General features: G+C 70.3%; 12 protein-coding genes. 7 read left to right on the top strand and 5 right to left on the bottom strand.

What is annotated here, in order from left to right; genetic code table 11:
- On the top strand, positions 1 to 545 hold a 545-nt coding region (locus AC1DP0_RS05750), incomplete at its 5' end, for a sensor histidine kinase (RefSeq protein WP_478082906.1).
- The gene (locus AC1DP0_RS05745) at positions 542 to 1,177 is read left to right on the top strand and encodes a response regulator (protein WP_478082905.1); all 636 of its coding nucleotides are present in this window, start codon (positions 542 to 544) and stop codon (positions 1,175 to 1,177) included. The genes AC1DP0_RS05750 and AC1DP0_RS05745, both read left to right, overlap by 4 nt.
- On the opposite strand, the gene AC1DP0_RS05740 is transcribed toward AC1DP0_RS05745, so the two are convergent.
- The 3 genes from AC1DP0_RS05740 to AC1DP0_RS05730 all read right to left on the bottom strand — a co-directional run bounded on the left by AC1DP0_RS05740 (position 1,155) and on the right by AC1DP0_RS05730 (position 6,644).
- On the bottom strand, positions 1,155 to 1,454 hold the full coding sequence (locus tag AC1DP0_RS05740; protein ID WP_478082904.1) for a DUF6907 domain-containing protein: 300 nt from the start codon (positions 1,452 to 1,454) through the stop codon (positions 1,155 to 1,157). The genes AC1DP0_RS05745 and AC1DP0_RS05740 overlap by 23 nt on opposite strands.
- Before the next feature lie 108 nt (positions 1,455 to 1,562).
- Positions 1,563 to 6,284, bottom strand: a complete 4,722-nt coding sequence (locus tag AC1DP0_RS05735) for an OmpL47-type beta-barrel domain-containing protein (protein WP_478082903.1) — start codon at positions 6,282 to 6,284, stop codon at positions 1,563 to 1,565.
- A gap of 168 nt (positions 6,285 to 6,452) precedes the next feature.
- Entirely contained in the window at positions 6,453 to 6,644 is a 192-nt protein-coding gene (locus AC1DP0_RS05730) for an ATP-binding protein (RefSeq protein ID WP_478082902.1), read from the bottom strand.
- A 413-nt stretch (positions 6,645 to 7,057) separates the two neighbouring features.
- On the opposite strand from AC1DP0_RS05730, the gene AC1DP0_RS05725 reads away from it, so the two are divergent.
- On the top strand, positions 7,058 to 10,804 hold the full coding sequence (locus AC1DP0_RS05725) for a S8 family serine peptidase (protein WP_478082901.1): 3,747 nt from the start codon (positions 7,058 to 7,060) through the stop codon (positions 10,802 to 10,804).
- Between the two features lie 118 nt (positions 10,805 to 10,922).
- On the opposite strand, the gene AC1DP0_RS05720 is transcribed toward AC1DP0_RS05725, so the two are convergent.
- Both AC1DP0_RS05720 and AC1DP0_RS05715 read right to left on the bottom strand, forming a co-directional pair.
- A complete protein-coding gene (locus AC1DP0_RS05720; RefSeq protein WP_478082900.1) occupies positions 10,923 to 11,594 on the bottom strand; it encodes a response regulator in 672 nt (223 codons plus the stop codon).
- Positions 11,591 to 13,324 carry a sensor histidine kinase gene (locus AC1DP0_RS05715; RefSeq protein WP_478082899.1) on the bottom strand — a complete coding sequence of 578 codons (1,734 nt, stop codon included), beginning with the start codon at positions 13,322 to 13,324 and terminating at the stop codon, positions 11,591 to 11,593. The genes AC1DP0_RS05720 and AC1DP0_RS05715 overlap by 4 nt, the downstream gene beginning before the upstream one ends.
- 101 nt (positions 13,325 to 13,425) lie before the next feature.
- Here AC1DP0_RS05715 and AC1DP0_RS05710 point away from each other — a divergent pair, with 101 nt between their 5' ends.
- From AC1DP0_RS05710 to AC1DP0_RS05695, 4 genes are read left to right on the top strand one after another with little or no spacing between them, the layout of a single operon-like run.
- Entirely contained in the window at positions 13,426 to 14,460 is a 1,035-nt protein-coding gene (locus AC1DP0_RS05710) for a Bug family tripartite tricarboxylate transporter substrate binding protein (RefSeq protein WP_478082898.1), read from the top strand.
- Positions 14,461 to 14,474: 14 nt separating this feature from the next.
- Positions 14,475 to 15,008, top strand: coding sequence for a tripartite tricarboxylate transporter TctB family protein (locus AC1DP0_RS05705; protein ID WP_478082907.1), 534 nt, complete (start codon positions 14,475 to 14,477; stop codon positions 15,006 to 15,008).
- Positions 15,008 to 16,564, top strand: coding sequence for a tripartite tricarboxylate transporter permease (locus AC1DP0_RS05700; protein WP_478082897.1), 1,557 nt, complete (start codon positions 15,008 to 15,010; stop codon positions 16,562 to 16,564). The genes AC1DP0_RS05705 and AC1DP0_RS05700 overlap by 1 nt, the downstream gene beginning before the upstream one ends.
- A complete protein-coding gene (locus tag AC1DP0_RS05695; protein ID WP_478082896.1) occupies positions 16,561 to 16,953 on the top strand; it encodes a universal stress protein in 393 nt (130 codons plus the stop codon). Before AC1DP0_RS05700 ends, AC1DP0_RS05695 begins: the two co-directional genes overlap by 4 nt.
- The last annotated feature ends 59 nt before the right edge of the window (positions 16,954 to 17,012 follow it).

The following is a 17,012-nucleotide window of genomic DNA, read 5'->3' as shown; positions in this document are numbered from 1 at the left end:
CTCGTGAGCTGCACGACGGTGTCGTGCAGGAGCTCGCCTACATCCGAGCGGAAACGCATACGGCTGTGGACGACCCGGAGGACCGCGAACGCATGCTCGCCTCCTGCGACCGTGCACTCGACGAGGCGCGCGCCGCCGTCGACGCACTGGGCCGCAGCAGCGAGGAGCCGCTCGGCTTCGTCCTGCACCGGGCGGCGCGGCAGGTGGCCGAGCGCTACAACGCCAGCCTCGAGGTCGAGCTCGACGACTCCGTCCACGCCGACGATGACCAGCGTCATGCCCTCATCCGCATCACCCGGGAGGCGGTGTCCAACGCCATCCGCCACGGGCCCTCCGATCGCGTCCTCCTGCGGCTCGAGCGCGACGAGCAGCTGCGCCGACTGCTCGTCCAGGACGATGGGCAGGGCTTCGACCCCGCGACGATCCGGGGCAATGCCACCGGCTACGGCCTGACCAGCATGGAGGAGCGCGCCGCGTCCCTGCGCGGGTCCGTCTGCATCGACTCCGCGCCTGGACGCGGCACCACCGTGGCAGTGACCTGGTGAGCCTGCGCGTCGTTCTCGCCGACGACCACGCGCGCATCCGCGGTCGCGTCCGCGCGGCGCTGGAGGGCAGCGGCTGCGAGGTCATCGGCGAAGGCGCCTCGGCGGAGGACGCCGTGCGGCTGGTGGTCGAGCACCGCCCCGACGTGGCCCTGCTCGACATCCACATGCCCGGCAGCGGCATACAGGCTGCCCAGGACATCACGAAGGCCGCGCCAGAGGTGGCCGTCGTCATGCTCACCCAGTCGGCGGAGGACGACGACCTCTTCGACTCGCTGCGCGCCGGCGCGTCCGGCTACCTGCTGAAGGACACCGACCCGACGACGCTGGCGGACAAGCTCCGCAGTGTCCTCGACGGCGATGCAGCGATGTCCGCTCGCCTGGTCGCACGGATCATGGACGAGTTCCGGGCCCCGACGAAGCGTCGCTTCGGACGGACCACGGTCGCGGCCGCCAAGCTGAGCGCCCGGGAGTGGGAGGTCATGCAGCTTCTGAGCGAAGGCCTCGCCACCGACGAGGTCGCCCGACGTCTCTTCCTCTCCGCGACGACCGTCCGCGTGCACGTGTCGTCCGTCCTGAAGAAGCTGCGAGTCAAGGACCGGGAGAGCGCCTTCAGGCTCCTTCGCGGCGAGTGAGGCCCAGGCCCTCGTCGACGAGCTGGGTCAGCGCGTCGATGAGCGCGTCGGCCTCGTGCAGGGTGTACTCCTCGGCGCCGAGCAGCACGTAAGGACCCTCCGACAGCTGCGCGTTGGGGTCGATCGTCGCGCACAGCTTCATCGACACCCCGCGCACGAGGAGCTCGACGCTCACGTGGATGGAGTCGTCCTCCCCCTGCCGTATGCCGTGTCGCTGCACGCACCAGGTGGGGCACGTCGGCGGCCGCGTCGCCTCCACCTTCGTCGTGGCGGTCATGACGTCCTTCTCTCCCAGAGATGTTCGGTGGTGTGGGAAGGGCCCCGCGCCGTGACGACGCGGGACCCTCCCCTCTTGCCCTCAGTCCCTTGGGACTCAGGTGGTGATTCAGCGAAGGCCGATGGTGACGAAGTACGTCTGGCCGTCGTCGAGGCGGACGCCGATCTGGTAGTAGCTGCCACCAGTGCTGGGCGTCTTCCAGTTGTAGATGTACTGACCCGCGTCGTACTTGAAGGTCGAGCCGCTGTCAGCCGTGACGGTCTGCACCGTCTCGTCGACCGGCAGGCTCATCGCCCCACCCTTGACCGGCGTCAGCCAGGCCGGCGCTACGGCCGACTGGACCGCTTGGCCCGCAGCGTTCTTCAGCTGCAACTTGACCGGGATGGTGCTGCCGGCCTTGAAGACGCTGGTCGAGGTGCCGACCTGGTGCGCCGTGTCGTTGATGGGCTGGAGGAACCCGTCGAACCTGTAGACGACCTTGTAGGTGCCCGTCTGGCTGACGGCGTTGCCGGCCTTGTCGGTGGCGGTCGCCGTCCAGTTGAACGAGCCCACGCCGTTCACGGTGCCGCCGGTGACGCCCACGGTGCAGGTGTCCAGACCCGAGAAGCTGTCCGTCGCCGTACAGCTCGCGGTGGGAGCGCCACCGAGGGTGTAGAACCCGTTGGCCACGTTGACCTTGGTGATCGTCGGGTTCTCGTTGTCGATGTTGATCCCGGAGACCGAGCCGGTCCCCACGTTGTCAGCGACGTCCTTGGCGGACCCGCTGGCCGACTGGGCCGCGCCGTTGTTCGACAACGTCACGTCGTCCTGGCAGGACGCCATGCCGGACAGGGCATCGGCACAGGTGAAGTGGACCTTCACCGGGCTGACGTACCAGCCGTTCTTGCCCACGGTCCCGCTGACGACGGACCCGTTGATGCTCGGCTTGGTCTTGTCGAGCTTGATCGTCACCAAGTCAGTGCCGGTGTTGCCAGCAGTGTCCTTGGCCGAGCCGTTGACGGCGAGACCGGTGCTGCTCGTCTCGCTTCTGATCACCTGGTCCGGCGTGACGCTGCCGGCGGCAACGCCCGAGCCGGGGTCGGTGTCCTTGGCCTCGAAGTGGACCGTGACGTCGCTGTTGTTCCAGTCCGACGCGTTCGCCTTGGGGTTGACCGTGTGGGTCACCGTCGGGGCGATGTTGTCGTACTTCACCGCAACCGCCTGGGACGGCTCCACGTTGCCGGCCACGTCGACGGCGTAGTACCTCACGCTCGCCGTACCGGTGCCGCTCAGCGGCACGCTGACCGACGTGCTTGCGCCCGCCGCCACCTGCTCGGTGCCGCCGTTGACGGTGTAGTGGATCTCCTTGACGCCGGACGGGCCGACGTCGGTGGCGTTGAGCACGACCGTGGCGGTGCCGCCCGTGCAGTAGCCGTTGGTGGCCGTGCACTGGTTGTCCGCGGTGGTCTGGGGCTCGTGCCCGTCGATGTTGATGCCGCTGACCGTCTTGGCGATGGTGTTGCCCGCCACGTCCGTGGCCGTGCCACTGGTGACGCTCTGGTTGGCGCCATCACCGGAGACCACCGCGTCGGACGGGCAGGTGCCCATGCCGGAGCCGGCGCTGCCGTCGGCCAGAGCCGGGTCGGTGCAGCTGAAGCCGACTGTCACGTCACCGTGGTACCAGCCGGCGGCGTTCTTGCCGGTGGGGAGCTGTGCGGTGATGTCGAGCGGGGTGCGGTCGATCTTGATGCCCGCGATCGAGCCGGTGCCCTGGTTGCCTGCCTTGTCGCTGATCTTGGCCGAGGCACCGAGGTTGCGGCCCTCGCCCTTGACCGTGCTGTTGGCCGGCTGGGTCGTCGTGTCGATGCCCGACAGGCCGTCGACGCCGGTCCACGCGACGGAGACGTCGCCGCGGTACCACTCGCCACCGTTGGAGTCGCCCGTGGGAGAGCCCGTGAGGGACGGAGCGGTCTTGTCGATGCTGATCCTGTCGACCRTCACGGAGCTCGCGTTGCCGGCCACGTCCTGGGTGTCACCCTGGACGGACTGGTTCTCACCCTCGCTCGACACCGTCTGGTCGGGGCCACAGCCCGCGATCCCGTCGGTGACGTCACTCGGGATCCCGGAGTCGGCGTCCGTGCAGCTGAAGGCGACCTTGACGTCCGTGTTGTTCCAGCCGAACGAGTTGGCCCCGGGGGTACGCGTCGGCGTGATGACCGGCGCGATCGTGTCGACCTTGACCTCGGCGGTCTTGACGCTGCCCACGGCCTCGTCGTTGCCGGCGATGTCCACGCTCCAGTAGGTGATCGTGTGGACGCCGGTGGACAGGTCGGCGGTGAACGGCTCACCGTAGGTCTGCGTGGCGCCGCCGTCGATCGCATAGTAGGTCGCCCGGATGCCGGAGAGCGCATCCGTGGCCTTGAACGCGACCGGGATGCCGCTGGTGACGTACCAGCCGCTGTCCGTCGACGGGACGGTCACGGTCGTGGTCGGCGCCGTCTTGTCGATGCTCAGGGTGATCGGAGCACCCGCAGTCTCAACGTTGCCGGCGTTGTCCGTGCTCCAGAAGGCAATCTCGTGCGTGCCCTCGGTGCCGTAGGTGAAGGCGCCGCTGTACGTCTGGGCAGCTCCACCGTCGACCGTGTAGTACGTCGCGTCGATGTCGGACAGGTTGTCGTGGCCGCTCAGGGTGACCTGGACCGCGTCGCCGTACCAGCCGGCGCTGTTGGGGTCCGCGACCGAGACGGTCGTGGTGGGCGCGGTGCGGTCGATCTGGATGCCGTCGACCGTCGTGGTCGTCGTGTTGCCCGCGTTGTCCGTGCAGGTGGCGGTCGAGGAGAGGTTGGCACCCTCGCCCTTCACGATCGTGTCGGCCGGCTGGCCAGCCGGCTTGGACAGAAGGTCCGTGCAGGTCCAGCTGACGGTGACGTCACCGGTGTGCCAGCCGCCCGAGAAGGATCCGGTGAGGACGGGAGCCGTCTCGTCCACGTTGATGCCCGTCACACCGGCCTCGGCAGAGTTACCTGCCGCGTCAGTGACCGTGGCGCTCGCGCTTTGGTTGGTGCCCTCGCGCAAGAGGTCGCTCGCCGGCGTGCCGCTGATGCCGGACAGGGCGTCACTGGCCGTGTAGCTCACCGTGACGTCGTCCTTGTACCAACCGGCGGCGTTCTTCGTGCCGACGGCCGTCGCCGTGATGGTGGGCTTCGTCTTGTCGATGCGTGCGCTGACGCTGTCGCTAGCGGTGTTGCCCGCGCCGTCGGTCGCGGTGCCGTTGACCACGTACTCACCCTCAACGCTCTTGGTCACGGGCGCCGTGCAGCTCGCGACACCGGATCCGCCCTGGTCGGCGCAGGTGAACGTCACCGTGACGTCCTGGTTGGTCCACGCGCCGTCCATGTAGGAGAGCGGCGTGAAGGCGTGCGAGATGGTCGGAGCCGACTTGTCGATCTTGACGTGCGCGGTCTGCGCGGGCTCCAGGTTCCCGGCCTTGTCGGTCGACGAGTAGGTGACCGTGTAGTCGCCTTCGCTCGACAGGGTGAAGCTGGTGCCCGTCTGCGCGGCCCCACCGTCGACCGAGTAGGTCGTCGAGGCGATCTGCGACAGGTTGTCCGTCGCGGAGAGTGAGACGGTCACGTTGCCGTTGACCCAGTTGTTCGACGTACCGCTGATGCTGGTCGAGGGCGGCGTGCGGTCGATGTTGACCGCCGGGCTGCTCGTAGCCGTCGTCGACAGGCCTGCACCGTTCGTGGCGCTCTGCGAGCTGGTCAGGCCCTTGCCCTCACCCACAATCTTTGTGTCGGCAGGAGCGGTCGGGATGCCGGACTCGGGGTCGGACGCAGTCCAGTGGACGGTGACGTCGCCCTTGTACCACCCGGCCGTGTTCGGCTGGGTGGTCGGCGCGCCCGAGAGCAGCGGCGCGGTCGTGTCACCCCTCGGAGCTGTGGAGCTCGCGGTCGCCGTGTTGCCGGCCTTGTCGGTGGCCATGCCGGTCACGGTGACGCCGGGCTGCACCGTCTTCGAGTTCGTGGTGCTGCCGTCCGCCAGGCAGGTCGCGATGCCCGAGGCGTCGCCGGCACCCGAGTTGGAGTCCTCACACGTGAAGCTGACGGTCGTCGTGCCGTCGGCGTTCTTCGTCTGCGACGCCGTGATGGTCGGAGCCGCCTTGTCGACGCGGACCGTGACCGAACCGACAGCACCCGCGTTGCCCAGGCGGTCGGTCTGCGCCGGCGCCGTCAGGGTGGTGATGCCGTTGCTCGAGACGCTGTCTGTCTTGAACGGCTGCGCACCGGCAACCCCGGAGCCGGCGTCAGTGGCCGTCCAGTTGACCGTGACGTTGCTGTTGTTCCACCCGTTGGCGTTGGCCGCCGGGGTCTGCGCCCCCGTGACGACAGGGCCGGTGTTGTCGAGCGTGTAGGACGCCTGCGTCGAGCTCGACTGCCCGTTGCAGCCGTTCGCGTTGAAGTTCGGCGAAGCGGCGACCGTGAAGGCCTGCGCACCGCTGCCCGCGGGAGCGGTCGTCGTGAACGTCCAGTTCGACTTCGCGGTCGAGGACGTCTGGCGAGGCAGTGTGCCCGCGCCCGTCACCTCGACGCACTTGGTGTCAGTGCTGGTGACGACCGTGAGAGTCAGTGCAGTGCCCTGCTTCGCATACACAGTTCCGCTGTTGGTCACCGTGCCGGTTCCACTGAAGACCGCGCTGCTCACCGACGAGGCGAACGTCGGCGACACGTTGACGCCGCCGACCACCACGCCGGATACCGCGGCCCCCGCCAGAAGCCGCCGCGCGACTCCCCCTGTGCCACGTCTGCGACGCAGCGACGCACCCTGAGGCACGCTCTTCTGGATCTTCATTCCGCGATTCCCCTCCACCTAAGCAAAACCTGACTGGTGTGCTCGCCCCGCGGCACCTCAGCAACGTAAGAGGGGTTTTGCTCGGTCCGGACCGCTTTGGCGTTCAACAAGGCAAACGCGGACTACGCCCACGCTCAGCCGGGCGTTCAAATGTCTGAACGGTCCTGGTCAGCCGGCTGCCGCGGGGATCAGGAGGGTGGAGGTCGTCGCCCCTCCCCCGGGCGTCTCCGTCACCTCCAGGCGGCCGCCGTGCGACCGGACAATCTGGGTCACCAGCGCGAGGCTCAGGCCGATGCGTCGACCGCCGGAGCCCCCGTCGCCACGCGAGAAGCGACGCGACAGCCGCTCGACATCGGCCACCTCGACTCCTCCCGTGCTCGGCGGGCCACATCTTTCGTCCTCGCATGGGTTCGGTCTCGGGTGCACGTGCCGAGGTTGGGACGCTTGCCCAACGGCACTGTCTGGGAGTTCCATGCGAAAGAGGCGCAACTGGGGCATAACGCGCACATCGCCCTGCCATGATTCGCTCGCGCCCGTCCAGTGGGACGACGCGCTCGCAGCTCTCACCACAGGGACCCACGATGCCCTCTCGCCGCCTCTGTTCGGCGGCCCTGGCGCTGGCGCTCATCACGCCCGTCTCGGCCATGTCAGCCTCCGCCGCGGCGGCTTCCCCCTCGTCCGCGTCGAAGGGCCGCGTCCCAGCCGCGAGACACCTGCCGCGGCCGACCCGGCCCCAGGCGCACAGCCAGTCTCACGCAGCACACACGGTGCTCGTGAAGTTCCGGAGCTCCGCCCCCAAGGCCAGGCGCGACAACGCCGTCACGTCCCACGGCGGCCGGGTCGCGCAGGCGCTTCCCGGCACCGGCTTCGTCAAGGTCACGACCACCGGTCGCGCCGAGGACCTCGCGAAGCGCCTGAAGACCGACCCGGCGGTGGCCCAGGTGACGTTCGACTACGTCCGGAAGGCGTCGGCGACCCCGAACGACCCCGACTACGTCTACCAGCACTACCTCGACACGGTGCGCGTGCCGACCGCCTGGGACCGGTCACAGGGATCACGGGGCCAGGTCGTCGCGGTCATCGACACCGGCGTGAACGGCACCCACCCCGACCTCCGCGGGCACACCGTCGCCGGCTACAACGCGATCACCAAGGCCGGCATCGCCGCCGGCGCCGCGAGCGACGACAACGGCCACGGCTCGATGGTCTCCGGCATCGTCGCCGCCGGGACCGGCAACGGCGAGGGCATCGCGGGGGTGGCCTGGAGCGCCGAGGTCATGCCGGTCAAGGTGCTCGACTCGAACGGCGAGGGCGCCGACTCCGACGTCGTCGACGGCATCAACTGGGCCGTCGCCCACGGCGCCAAGATCCTGAACCTCTCCCTGGGTGGAGACGCCGACAGCCCCGTCCTGCACGACGCCGTCAGCAGTGCCGTGGCCAACGGAGCCGTCGTCGTGGTCGCCGCGGGCAACTCGGGCGACGACGTGCCCCAGTACCCGGCCGCCTACCCCGAGGCCGTGGCCGTGGCTGCGACCGACACCGACGGGGCGCTGACCGACTTCAGCAGCTACGGCTCCTGGGTCGATGTCGCCGCCCCCGGCTTCAACATCCTCTCGACCGAGATCGCGGACTCCTCCGGCAACCACAACTACGCGTACGGCGACGGCACGTCCTTCTCGGCGCCGATCGTCTCGGGTGTCGTCACGCTCCTGCGGGCCCAGACGCCCACGTTGACCCCGGCGCAGGTCCTCGCGCGCCTCAGGTCCACCGCCCGTGATGCCGGCCCGCGCGGCATCGACCCCTACTTCGGCGCTGGGATCGTGGACGCCACCAACGCCGTGGGCGGCGGCTGGGCACCGAGCTTCGGCCTGCCCGGTCTCGGCGCCAGCGAGCCCAACGACGTCCCGAGCCGGGCGACGCCCCTCACCAGCACCATGGCAGGGACCATCGGCGTCGAGGGCGACGCGGACTGGTACCGCGTCGACTCGACGACGACCCAGCCGCTCTCGGTGACCGTGACCCCTCCAGCCTGGGACACGAACGTCGCGCAGAACTCAGACCCGGTGGTCTCGGTCTACGACTCGAACCTTCGGCCCCTGGCCGTGACCGACCACCACGGAATCGGCGATCCCGAGCTCGTCGGCTGGACGGCCGCTCCCGGCGCCTCCTACGTCGAGGTCCAGAACGTCAACGGCGCACGCGACCCGCGTCCCTACACCGTGTCACTCGCCCGACACCCGGGCGCGCTCCTCGACTCCCCGTCGTGGCTCGAACAAGCGACACCGACGGCGGGTTCCACTGCCGTCGCTGACGTCACCGGCGACGGCCGCGCCGACGTCGTCACCGTCCTCGGCGACTACGGCGACCCTGTCACCCCCAGGGGCATCATCGTCTACGCGCAGACAGCGGCCGGTCAGCTCGACGAGGGCACCTTCTACCCGACGGCGAACGACTCGCCGGTGATGCGGCTCTCCTCGGGCGACGTCGACGGCGACGGGGCGGCAGAGGTGCTGTCCGGCACGTACGACGGTGTGCAGGTCTTCCATCGGCTGCCGGACGGGACGCTCGCGGCGCCGCAGTACCTCAGCGGCATCTCGGGGTCACAGGTGGAGGAGATCGCGACGGGTGACCTCGACGGCGACGGGCACCCGGACGTCGCGGTCACCCTCAACGGCTCGCCCTACATCCGGATCCACCAGGCGGACGGCTCGTACGCCACGGCCGCGCACTTCCAGATCTCGATGTCCGACCTGTCCATCGCCGACCTCGACGGTGACGGCCGGCCGGAGGTCCTGGGAACCAGTGGTGGGAACGTGGTCGTCCTGCGCGCCGATCCCACCGGCTGGCGCATCACCACGCACCCGGTGAGCTCGAGCCCGCCCGCCGGCTCGGGGGTGAGCGCCGCGCGCAACGTCGACGTCAACCGCGACGGACGCCCCGACGTGGTGGCGCTCGTGCGCAGCAACGACGGACCGCCGATGCTCGCGACGTACCTGCAGGCAGCCGACGGCACCCTGCAGGCGCCGACCACCACCCCGCTGCCGAGCCACAGCGAGACCCTCGCGGTCGCGGACGTCAACGGCGACGGGATCCCGGACCTCGTCACGTCGGGGACGGGCTACGCCGCGATGGTCTCGGTCCTCCCGGGCCTCGCAGGCGGCGGCTTCGGCGAGCCAGCGTCCACGGGCCTGGGCGAATCCCTGTTTCCCACGCGCCAGGGCGAGCTCTCCATCGGAGACCTCGACGGCGACGGCCACCCCGACGTGGCCCTGATGACGCGGAGTGGCATCGCCGTGCTGCGCAACGCGACCACGGCCACTCCGCCCGGGCCGGACGGCTTGTGGGTACGGGGCTCCACTCCCAGCGACGTCGCGTGGGGCGTGGCACCGGCGGCCGCACCGACCGTCACCTTCGCCCGTGACGTCACCGCCTCGACGGTGACCGGCTCGACCATCAGCCTGCTGGACGGCCGCACGGGATCAGACGTGCCGGCTTCGGTCACCTACGACGCCGGCACGCGCACCGCGACGGTCGCGCCGACGTCGCGGCTCGAGAACGACGCGCCCTACCGCCTGACGGTGTCCGGCGTGACGGACGCGTCCGGCGCGACGATGGGCACGGCATACTCCTCCACCTTCCAGACCGTGGATCCGGCTCCCTCAACGGTCGGCTCGTTCACGGCCACCGGCGCCGTTCGGGCTGCGACGCTGTCGTGGCAGGCCTCAGCGTTGCCCGACGTGAACCGCTACATCGTCCGGATGGCCGCCGGCACGACGCCCCCCGCGGGCATCACGAGCGGCACCGACGTCTACTCCGGCTCGCGCACCGGCGTCACCGTCCCCAACCTCGACCAGGGCACCACCTACAGCTTCAGGATCTGGGCCCAGGACCGCTCCGGCACGCTCGGCCCGGCCTCATCGCGCACGCTGGTGGGGACCGCCCCGACGATGTCGGCCACCGTCGCGTCTCTGACCTACGGCGGCGCCGTGACCCTGAGCAGCAAGCTGACGCGTCGGGACAGTGGCGCCGCCCTGGCCGGCACCCCCGTCCAGCTCTACTGGCGCAAGGTCGGCACCACGACGTGGTACCTCCTGACGGCGCCCACGACGAGCTCCACCGGGACTGTGTCCTACGTCAGCCGGCCAGGGGCGTCCCTCGACTACCAGTGGGTCTACCGCGGGTCGGGCAGCTTCGTCGGGTCGAGCAGTGCCGCGGCGCGTGTCGGGGTCCGGACCACGGTCACCGGCGCCGTCAGCCGGACCTCGCTGCCGCTCGGCGGCTCGTTCACCATCTCGGGGTCGGTCGCGCCGGCGCACGCCGGACAGGTCGTCTACCTCCAGCGGTATGCCGGCAACGGCGTTTGGACGAACGTGGCCAGCAGGACGTTGAGCTCGGCGAGCGCCTACGCGTTCTCGTTCAGGCCGGGATGGCGCGGCACCTTCACCTACCGGATGTACAAGCCGGCCGACGTGGACCACCTGGCCTCCTACAGCCCCAACCGTGTCGTCAGGGTCTACTGACCAAGGGCGCGGAAGGCGTTCACCTGACCTTCGAGTGAGCGTCCCGTCCCACGCGTTGGGGGACGGGACGCTCGCTCGACCGTGGCTGAGGCCCACTCGAGGAGGTGTCCAGCCGCGGTCAGCGGGAGCGGTAGCGGCGCTCGGGTCGGCCGGTGGAGCCGTAGCGGAGCGTCACCTCGGCCTGCCCGAAAGAGACGAAGTGCTCGAGGTAACGCCGCGCGCTGACGCGCGAGATCCCTACGACCTCAGCGCATTCCGTCGCCGACAACGTCTCCCGTGACTCTCGCAGCGCCCGCTCGACCGCCTCGGCCGTCTCCACACTGAGGCCCTTCGGAAGCAGCGTCAGCGGCGCCCGCCCGACCGGCTGCGACGTGAACGCGGCGTCGATCTCGGCCTGCGTGAGGTCGTCGCCGAGGTCGCGGGCCCGCTCGGCGGCATACGTCAGCAGGCGCTGCTCGAGGTCGGCGAAGGCGAACGGCTTGAGGAGGTAGCCGACGACGCCCTGCCGCACCGCGCCGCGCACGGCGTCGGCCTCCTTGGCCGCGGTGATGACGAGGACGTCGCACGTCTCGCCCGCAGCCCGCAGCTGCGCCACGACGTCGAGCCCGAACGCGTCGGGCAGGTAGAGGTCGAGGAGCACGAGGTCGGGCTGCAGGGAACCGACGAGGGCGAGCGCCTCGTCACCGGTGCGTGCCGTGCCGACCACCTCGAAGCCGTCGACGCGCTCGACGAAGCCCCGGTGGATCCGCGCGACCATGAAGTCGTCGTCGACGACGAGCACGCGGGTCATCGCTTCTCCTCGCTGATCGGGGGCWCGGGCGCGGGAACGGTCTCGACGGTGAGGCGGGCGACGAACTTCGCCCCCGTGGGGGTGCTCTCGACCTCGACCTCGCCGCCCCGACGCTGGCAGATCAGGCGCGTCAGCGCCAGCCCGATGCCGCGCTCCCCGGCCCGGGCCGCCTTCGTCGTGTAGCCGTGGGTGAAGACCTCGGTCACGACCTCGGGCGCGATGCCCGGTCCCGAGTCGACGACGCTCACCTCGAGCGAGCTGGCGTCCTGCCGGATCGTCAGCTCGACCCACTTGTCGTCGCCCTCGGACGATGCCGCCGCGTCGATGGCGTTGTCGACGAGGTTGCCGACGACCGCCGCGACGTCGGCCGAGTCACGCGGACCGATGCGCCCGAGCGAGGTGTCGTCCGAGACGCGCAGCTCGACGCGACGCTCGGTGGCCTGCGCGGCCTTGGCCATGACGAGCGCCGTCACGGCCGTGTCCCGGATCCGACGCGACACGGTGAGGTCGAGCTGGGCGCGGTGCTCGCTCACCGAGTCGACGTAACCGACGACCTCGTCGTACTCCCCGAGCTGGATGAGACCCGAGATCGTGTGGAGCTGGTTGGCGAACTCGTGCGCCTGCGCCCGCAGCAGCTCCGTCGTGCTGCGGAACGAGCCGATCTCGCGCTCGAGGTCGGCCAGCTCGGTCCGGTCACGCAACGTCGTCACCGACCCGAGCGGACGGCCGTCCTTGCTGACCTCCATGCGGTTCATGACGAGCACCCGTCCCCGGCGCAGCACCACCTGGTCGCGCGGCGCCCCGGCCTGCCGACCACCCTCACCGGCGTCCCTCGCACCGTCAGTGCCCTCGCTCTCGTCGGTGACGCCCCGCAGCACGTCCCGCAGCCGCGGGCCGAGCGGCAGGTCGTCGAGACGCATCCCGACCGCATGCTCCGGCAGGTCGAGCAGATGGTGGGCGACGTTGTTGACCAACGTGATCCGTTCGTTCGTGTCGAGCGCCACCACCCCCTCCGCGAGACCGAAGAGCATCGCCTCACGACTCTCGGCGAGTCCGGTGATCTCCGCCGGCTCGAGCCCGAGCGTCTGCCGCTTGATCCGCCGCGCGAGCAGCCACGACCCGACGCCGCCGAGCACCAGGGCGATGCCGAGATAGGTCGGGAGGTACGACGAGTTGCCCTGCAGGCGGTCCCAGGCAGACGGCATACGCACGGCGACCATGACGGTGCCGAGCTGGGCGCCGACGGGCAGCGGCGCCGACTCCGACGAGCTCGTCGGCGTGTAGAGCAGCGGGCTCTGTGCGACGAGCATCCGCTCGCCCCGGACGTCCATGACCCCCGTCCAGCTCGCCCCCTCACCGACGGCCGGCGCGCCGAGCGGGATGCGGGTCTTGTCGATCGTCGGGTCCGACGACACCCGCGCGACCTCGTCGGCGTCCGCGATCGTCACCGACGTCACGTTGTACTGCGTCACGACCGACTGCACGACGGCCGGCAGGACGTTGACGACGCCGCCCGGCCCCATCTCCGAGCGCACGATCGGGGTGCTCGCGAGCTGCTCCGCGATCGCCGAGACCCGACGGCCCTCGGTGCGGGTGAACGTCGCGTCCGACTGCGCCAGCGAGACGAGTGCGACGGTCACGAGCACACCGAGGAGGATGACCATCTGCACGACGAGCAGCTGCCCGGCGAGGGAGAGGCGACCGAAGCGGCCCGGTCTCTGTGTGACCAAAACGAACTCAACCTTCATTGCTGACACAAGGGCGACACGGCGTCGTGGCGCAGGCCACGATCATGCCGTTCCAGCCACAGAACGCGAAAGAGACCTCAACGATGAGCACCCACACCCCCGCCCGCAGGTCCGTCCTGCTCGGCGTCACCGTCGGCGTCGCGGCCCTGGCCCTCTCGGCCTGCGGCGCGACCGCCAAGAAGGACGACACCGCCGCCGGCGGGACCGCCGCCGCCGGCGGCTCCCCGGCCAGCAACCTTCAGATCATGGTCCCCAACGCCCCCGGCGGCGGCTACGACACGACCGCCCGCACGGCGGCGAAGGTCATGGAGGCCGCCAAGATCACGAGCGCGATCCAGGTCTTCAACCTCCCCGGTGCCGGTGGCACCGTCGGCCTGCAGCGCACGGTCAACGAGAAGGGCAACGGCAAGCTCGCCATGCAGATGGGCCTCGGCGTCGTCGGCGCCGCCTACACGCAGAAGAGCAACGCCACGCTCAACGACACCACGCCGATCGCCAAGCTCATCGAGGAGGCCGGCGCGATCGTCGTGCCGAAGGACTCGCCCTACCAGGACGTCAAGGCCCTCGTCGCGGCGTGGAAGGCCGACCCCAAGAAGGTCAACGTCGGCGGCGGCTCGTCCCCCGGCGGTCCCGACCACCTGCTCCCCATGCAGCTGGCCAAGGCCGTCGGCATCGACCCCAAGGCCGTCAGCTACATCGGCTTCGACGGCGGCGGCGAGCTCCTGCCGGCCCTCATCGGGGACAAGATCTCCTTCGGCTCCAGCGGCTTCGGCGAGTTCCTCGACCAGGTCAAGGCCGGCCAGGTCAAGGTCCTCGCGGTGACGAGCGAGAAGCGCATCGACGCCCTTCCCGACGTGCCGACCCTCAAGGAGTCCGGCATCGACCTCGTCTTCACCAACTGGCGCGGCATCGTGGCCCCTCCCGGCATCTCCGACGCCGACAAGGCCACGTGGATCGACGCGCTGACGAAGATGCACGCCTCGCAGGGCTGGAAGGACGAGATGGAGAAGCGCGGCTGGACCGACGCCTTCGTCACCGGACCCGAGTTCGGCACCTTCCTCAAGGCGCAGGACGCCTCGGTCGCCGGGATCCTGACGACCCTCGGGCTCGCGAGCTGACGATGTCCGACACGATGTCCGACTCGCTGCCCGACGCCACCCGCGACGGAGTCACGACGAAGACCGGCCGGGACCGCGCACAGTACGGCCTGTGCGCGGCCCTCGCCGTCCTCGGCGGCCTCCTGCTCGCCGACGCCGCCCGCATCGGGCACGCGACGAGCAGCAACGACCCCGTGGGGCCCCGTCCCGTGCCGATCATCCTCGGCATCCTCCTGCTCGTGACCGCCGTGCTGTATGCCGTCGACGTCTACCGCGGCGGCGTCGGCAGTGCCGAGGAGGGCGAGGACGTCGACCTCTCGACCGGCGCGGACTGGAAGACGCTCGGCCTGCTCGCCGCCTTCTTCATCCTCAACGCCGTGCTCATCGAGCCCCTCGGCTGGGTCATCAGCGGCACGATCCTCTTCGCCGGCTCGGCCTTCGCCCTCGGCAACCGTCACCACGTGCGTGGCCTCCTCTTCGGCCTGGGCCTCGCACTCGCCACCTTCTACGCCTTCGCCATCGGGCTCGACGTCAACCTGCCCGCCGGCGTGCTGCAAGGAATCCTCTGATGGACAACTTCGCCAACCTCATCGACGGGTTCGGCCACGTCCTGACCCCGATGAACCTGCTCTTCGCCCTCATCGGCGTCACGATCGGCACCGCCGTCGGCGTCCTGCCGGGCATCGGCCCCGCCATGACCGTCGCCCTGCTGCTGCCCGTCACCTACGGCCTCGAGCCGACCCAGGCACTCATCATGTTCGCCGGCATCTTCTACGGCGGCATGTACGGCGGCTCGACCACCTCGATCCTGCTCAACACCCCGGGCGAGTCCTCCTCGGTCGTCACGGCCATCGAGGGCAACAAGATGGCCAAGGCCGGCCGGGCCGCGCAGGCCCTGGCCACCGCCGCCATCGGCTCGTTCATCGCCGGCACCATCGGCACGCTGCTGCTCGCCCTGCTCATGCCGCAGGTCGTGAAGTTCGCAGTCAGCCTCGGGGCGCCGGAGTACTTCGCGATCATGCTGCTCGCCTTCGTCGGCGCCAGCGCCGTGCTCGGCAGCTCCCGCATCCGCGGGTTCGCAGCCCTGCTCATCGGCCTCTCGATCGGCGTCATCGGCATCGACAAGGTGACCGGGCAGCAGCGCCTGACCTTCGGGGTCGCCCAGCTCGCCGACGGCATCGACGTCGTCGTCGTCGCGGTCGGCATCTTCGCCGTCGGCGAGGCGCTCTGGGTCGCGGCGCACCTGCGGCGCAAGGCGGCCGGCGTGATCCCGGTCGGTCGCCCGTGGATGGGTCGCGACGACTGGGGCCGCTCGTGGAGGCCGTGGCTGCGGGGCACCGCCTTCGGCTTCCCCTTCGGCGCCCTGCCCGCCGGCGGAGCCGAGATCCCGACCTTCCTGTCCTACATGACCGAGCGCAAGCTCTCGAAGCGCCCCGAGGAGTTCGGCAAGGGCGCCATCGAGGGCGTCGCCGGCCCGGAGGCCGCCAACAACGCGTCCGCCGCCGGCACGCTCGTCCCGATGCTGGCCCTGGGCCTGCCGACCAACGCCACTGCGGCGATCATGCTCGCGGCCCTTCAGGGCTGGGGCCTCGAGCCCGGACCGCTGCTCATGGAGAAGCAGCCGGTGCTGGTCTGGACGCTCATCGCGAGCCTCTTCGTCGGCAACACGATGCTGCTCCTGCTCAACCTGCCGCTGGCACCGGCCTGGGCCAAGCTGCTCCAGATCCCGCGTCCCTACCTCTACGCCGGCATCCTCTTCTTCGCCTCCATGGGGGCGTATGCCGTCAACGCGCAGCCGTTCGACCTCTTCCTCCTCCTGGGGCTGGGGCTCGTCGGGTTCGCGCTGCGGCGGTTCGGGCTGCCCGTGCTGCCGCTCATCATCGGCGTCATCCTCGGCCCGCTGGCCGAGCTGCAGGGCCGCCGGTCGCTCCAGCTCTCGGGCGGGGAGATCAGCGGTCTCGTCGGCGGTCCGGTCGCCTGGGTCTGCTTCGCGATCATCGCGATCGTGCTGCTGTGGCCGCTCGTCGCCAAGGTGCTGGGTCGTGGCCGCGGCCACGACGGTGGCCCGGGCGGACCGCCCGACGTTCGCTCCGGCTTCGACGCGCCGGCTGAGGCGATGTCATGACGATCCTCGTCGGCTACATCCCCACCCCGCAGGGCGAGGCGGCCCTCGCGGCCGCGATCGCCGAGGCGAAGGCGCACGACGAGTCGGTGCTGGTCCTCAACATGTCGCGCGACGACAAGCTCGTCGACGCCCACCGAGCCGCGAGCTCGGACCTCGACCGGCTCGATGCCGACCTGGCCGAGTCCGGCGTGTCGCACGAGGTGCGGCGCGTCGAGCACGGCACCGACCCGGCCGACCAGATCCTCGACGTCATCGACCGGGAGCACCCGCGGATGCTCGTCATCGGCATCCGGCACCGAAGCGCCGTCGGCAAGCTGCTGCTCGGTTCGACCGCGCAGCGCCTGCTCCTCGACGCCCGCTGCCCCGTCCTCGCCGTCAAGGCGGACTGAGCCACACGGCATACGCCCACATCGAGTGCCCAGTTCCCGACGCCAACCCCGTCCGGAAC

This window comes from Terrabacter sp. P5_B1, from assembly GCF_056400505.1.
The sequence above is the reverse complement of the archived record's forward strand: the minus strand, read 5'-3'. Positions and strand labels throughout refer to the sequence as shown.

Excerpts from the sequence above, each read along its gene's own strand:
- AC1DP0_RS05700 (WP_478082897.1), top strand. The coding sequence starts at position 15,008 with ATGGACAACTTCGCCAACCTCATCGACGGGTTCGGCCACGTCCTGACC.
- AC1DP0_RS05740 (WP_478082904.1), bottom strand. The coding sequence starts at position 1,454 with ATGACCGCCACGACGAAGGTGGAGGCGACGCGGCCGCCGACGTGCCCC.
- AC1DP0_RS05695 (WP_478082896.1), top strand. The coding sequence starts at position 16,561 with ATGACGATCCTCGTCGGCTACATCCCCACCCCGCAGGGCGAGGCGGCC.
- AC1DP0_RS05710 (WP_478082898.1), top strand. The coding sequence starts at position 13,426 with ATGAGCACCCACACCCCCGCCCGCAGGTCCGTCCTGCTCGGCGTCACC.
- AC1DP0_RS05705 (WP_478082907.1), top strand. The coding sequence starts at position 14,475 with ATGTCCGACTCGCTGCCCGACGCCACCCGCGACGGAGTCACGACGAAG.
- AC1DP0_RS05720 (WP_478082900.1), bottom strand. The coding sequence starts at position 11,594 with ATGACCCGCGTGCTCGTCGTCGACGACGACTTCATGGTCGCGCGGATC.